Raw genomic sequence first — 4,108 nt, forward strand, 5'->3', positions numbered from 1 at the left:
GTGCTTGAATCCGTTCTCGACGTGCAGGATTTCGTGGTCGAGTTCACCGACCTGTTCCTTCAGAATCTTGTCATAGGCATGCAGCCCATCCTGTTCGCCAAGACCTCGAAAACCTGGCGCAAAGGGGGTCGTTCATGTAGACGATTTTATTTCGTTTGGACTGCCAGTAACCGTGTCACCGCCTTGAGCCCGACCGCCACCACGTGGGGCTTGGAACGGTGACACTTTTGTTTTTTCCTGCGACTTCGGTCTGCTAATAGATGTCGCAGCATCCCGAGAAGGAGCGCTCGGTCATGCCGTGCGTCGGCCTTTCAACCCGTCCTTTCTACGCGTCTCTTTCTAATCCCATTCAACGCGATTACCGCCCAGCCCCGGGTTAAGCATCCCTTAAGGAAAATCCACGCATTGTTCGCTCACCGATGCCCCGCTCCTGGGCGCGGCTCGAGTCGAGCAAGATCGTGGCTTACCCGAATAGCCCACACACCTTTGGATACGGAGACTTGCGGCATGCGCTTCCGAGGCCTCACTGACCGATCGCGAGCGGTCCGGCACCTGCCTGCCGCGCGAATTCCGGGATGCACCGAGCTGCGACGCCCTGACAAAGTTCCCAGTCTGCACTCTATTGAAAGCACGCGATCCATCTTGTAGACGTGATCCGATCACTTCCGTAGCGCTTGCGCCTATTACCCTGTCTCGGAAGCGGACAAGGCAAGCCGGCCAGGCGCCCAATTCTTCGTCGGAGCACCCATGAAAACACTGTTTCTTCAGGCCCCTTCGTTCGACGGCTTTGATGGCGGCGCGGGTTCGCGTTACCAGACCAAGCGCGAGATCCGGTCTTTTTGGTATCCCACCTGGCTCGCCCAGCCCGCCGCTCTGATCGCGGACAGCCGCGTGCTGGACGCTCCCGCGGATGGCCTCTCCGTGCAGGCGTCGCTCGACATCGCGGAAAAGTACGACCTCGTCATCATTCATACGAGTACGCCGTCGTTTCCCACCGACGCGTTGTTCGCCGAACATTTGAAACAACGCGCGCCGACCATACTCGTCGGCATGGTGGGAGCAAAGGTCGCCGTCGACCCTCACGGCTCGCTCACCGCAAGCGCGTCGATCGACTTCGTATGCCGTGAAGAATTTGATTTCACATGCAGGGACATCGCGCAAGGGCGACCGTTCGAGTCCATTTTAGGTCTTAGCTATCGCTTGCCCGATGGCGGGATCATGCACAACGACGCCCGGCCAATCCTCGAGAACATGGACGAGTTGCCTTTCGTCGCGCCGGTCTACAAACGGGATCTTAAGATCGAGAACTACTTCAGCGGCTATCTTAAACATCCGTATGTGTCGATCTACACCGGACGGGGCTGCCGCTCGAAGTGCACGTTCTGCCTCTGGCCGCAGACGGTCGGTGGGCACCGCTACCGCACCCGTTCCGTCGACAACGTGATCGAGGAAGTGAAGTGGATCAGGGACAACATGCCCGAAGTCAAGGAGATCATGTTCGACGACGATACCTTCACGGACTTCAAGCCTCGCGCCGAAGAGATCGCGCGCGGCCTGGGCAAGCTGGGCGTGACGTGGTCATGCAACGCGAAAGCGAACGTGCCGTACTCGACCCTGAAGGTGATGAAGGAGAACGGCCTGCGGCTCCTGCTGGTCGGCTATGAGTCCGGCGACGACCAAATCCTCCTCAACGTCAAGAAAGGGCTGCGCACCGACATTGCACGGCGCTTTAGCGCTGACTGCCGCAAGCTCGACATCAAGGTCCACGGCACCTTCATCCTCGGACTGCCGGGCGAAACGCGCGAGACGATCCAGAAGACCATTCAATATGCGAAGGAGATAAACCCGCATACGATCCAGGTCTCGCTCGCCGCCCCCTATCCGGGCACGTCCCTTCATAAACATGCAGTCGAGAATGGCTGGCTGAAAGAAAACAAGGTCATCAATTTGGTGAGCTCCACGGGGGTCCAGCTTGCCGCGATTGGCTATCCGCACCTCTCGAGCGACGAGATCTATCACAGCGTGGAAGAGTTCTATAAGCGCTTCTATTTCAGGCCCTCCAAGATCTGGGAGATCGTGCGCGAGATGCTGATGAGCTGGGAGATGATGAAGCGGCGCCTTCAGGAAGGCGTGGAGTTCTTCAAATTCATCCGGGCTCACCAGGCATGAAGCGCGATGTGTCGCACGACACACCTCCGCCTCTTCGCCCGAGGCCCTTCCTTATTGCCGCGTGGCTGGCCGCCCTGACTGTCCTCGCGGCCCTCTTCCTTCGCACTGCCACGCCTTACTTCATGCGGATCACGCTTGAATGCATTGCGTGGTTATGCGGTGCGGGCGCCGTGCTCGGCAGCCTGTACATGCTGGTCGCGAGCCAACTGACCCGGCGCTTCCTTGGCCGCGGCAGCGCCATGCCCGTTTCGTATCCGGCCGTGACGATTATCAAACCTTTGTTCGGCACCGAGCACGCGTTATTGAACAACCTGTCTGGATTTTGCACTCAGGATTATCCGGGCCCCATTCAGTACCTCTTCGGCGTACACGACAAGAACGACGCCGCGCTCGAGGTCGTGGAAAGCTTACGGCGACTGCAGCCGGGCGCCAGCATTTCGGTTGTGGCCGATGCGCGTCTTTACGGTCCGAACCGCAAGATGAGCAACATCATGAACATGTTGCCGCACGTGAAGCACGACATCCTGATATTCGCGGATAGCGATGTTGGAGTAAGTCCCGACTATGTGCGCTGCGTCGTGGGCGAGCTGCAACAGCCGGGAGTGGGTCTGGTGACGTGCTTGTACCGCGGCGTTCCGGATCCGGGTTTCTGGCCGCGCCTGTCAGCGAATTCGAGCAATTATCACTTCCTGCCGGGCGTTGTAGTGGGCATGGCCCTCGGACTTGCCAGTCCGTGTTTTGGACAAACCATCGCCTTGCGCCGGGCGACGCTCGATGAGATCGGCGGGTTCGGCCAATTCACCCATCACCTGGCGGAAGACCACGCCATTGGCGCAGCCGTGCGCAAACTGGGGCAAAAGGTGGTGGTCGCGCGGATGCTCGTGACGCACGCCTGCGACGAGACGAGCGTTACACAGCTCGTCGCTCACGAACTGCGCTGGAGCCGGACGATCCGAACCATCGATCCGCTCGGGTATTTCGGTTCCGTGCTCACGCATCCGCTCGCGTTAGCCCTTCTTGCCATAGCTTTTTCCGGGGCATCATCGTGGTCATTACCGCTCGTTTTCGTGGCGCTATGCGCGCGGCTCGCGTTGAAACTGCAACTGGACCGCGTGCTCGGCCAGGCTCCGCGCGACCTATGGCTGGTACCCTTGTGGGACCTCGCTTCATTCGCGATCTTCGTGTCCAGCTTCCTGTCAAAACGGATTATCTGGCGCGGCTATCCCTTCAACGTCGGACACGACGGGCTCCTCTATCCTCTGGGAGATACAGATACAGGCGCGCAGTCCGTCTATGCTTCTACGCTAGTCCCAAATGCTGCGCCGCCTGCCACTGAGATTTCGCTCGGCCCGAATTGATTAAAGCGCTTGGACTCGAGAAGATCGCGGCCAGATGTCAGGATGCGCGCGAGCCGTTCATGCCGTAACCGGCGTGAGTCCTTGCAAGCGCACGGCCAGGCCGCCCGCCTCGCTCAGATTGCGGACGTCGAGCGTCGCCCGATGGCGCAGCGCGACACTCGACGCGATCGCGAGCCCCAGTCCGCTGCCCGCCCCTTTGGACGCCTCCCCGCGATAGAAACGGTCGAACACCCGGTCTAGTTCTTCAGCGGCGATGCCCGTGCCGTTATCGACCACCTCAAGTCCGACGCCCTGCGCATTGCGCTCGAGAATTACGTCCACCCTGCCGCCTTGCGGCGCGTAGCGAATAGCGTTATCGATCAGGTTATTCAACAGGATGCCGAGCGCGTGCTTGTCGCCGAGCACGTCGTACTCGTCGCCCGGTTCCCCGTGCGGGGTCTCGAGCCCGAGATCGATGCGCTTGGCTTCAGCCAGCAGGGACAGGTCAGCTACCGAACTCTCCGCGAGACGGCGCAGGCTCACCCGGGTCATCGACTCGGTGTGGTTGGCATCCTCGCGTGCCATGGCGAGCAGTTGGTGAG

At 60.1% G+C, this 4,108-nt stretch carries 4 protein-coding genes; 3 read left to right on the plus strand and 1 reads right to left on the minus strand.

Features of this window, described 5'->3' with window-relative positions; genetic code table 11:
• From WCA53_RS03680 to hpnI, 3 genes are all read left to right on the plus strand, one after another.
• The coding region (locus WCA53_RS03680) for a hypothetical protein (RefSeq protein WP_423905568.1) at positions 1-222 on the plus strand (222 nt) is incomplete at its 5' end.
• A gap of 525 nt (positions 223-747) precedes the next feature.
• Positions 748-2,169, plus strand: coding sequence for a hopanoid biosynthesis associated radical SAM protein HpnJ (gene hpnJ, locus WCA53_RS03685; protein ID WP_423905570.1), 1,422 nt, complete (start codon positions 748-750; stop codon positions 2,167-2,169).
• Positions 2,170-2,291: 122 nt separating this feature from the next.
• A complete protein-coding gene (gene hpnI / locus WCA53_RS03690; protein WP_423905574.1) occupies positions 2,292-3,527 on the plus strand; it encodes a bacteriohopanetetrol glucosamine biosynthesis glycosyltransferase HpnI in 1,236 nt (411 codons plus the stop codon).
• Positions 3,528-3,584: 57 nt separating this feature from the next.
• Here the strand turns inward: hpnI and WCA53_RS03695 are convergent.
• Positions 3,585-4,108 (minus strand): sensor histidine kinase (locus WCA53_RS03695; RefSeq protein WP_423905572.1); only part of this gene is annotated, 524 nt, incomplete at its 5' end.

This window comes from Caballeronia sp. (assembly GCF_049581465.1).
Taxonomy (GTDB): Bacteria; Pseudomonadota; Gammaproteobacteria; order Burkholderiales; family Burkholderiaceae; genus Caballeronia.

Excerpts from the sequence above, each read along its gene's own strand:
- hpnJ (WP_423905570.1), top strand. The coding sequence starts at position 748 with ATGAAAACACTGTTTCTTCAGGCCCCTTCGTTCGACGGCTTTGATGGC.
- hpnI (WP_423905574.1), top strand. The coding sequence starts at position 2,292 with ATGCGGATCACGCTTGAATGCATTGCGTGGTTATGCGGTGCGGGCGCC.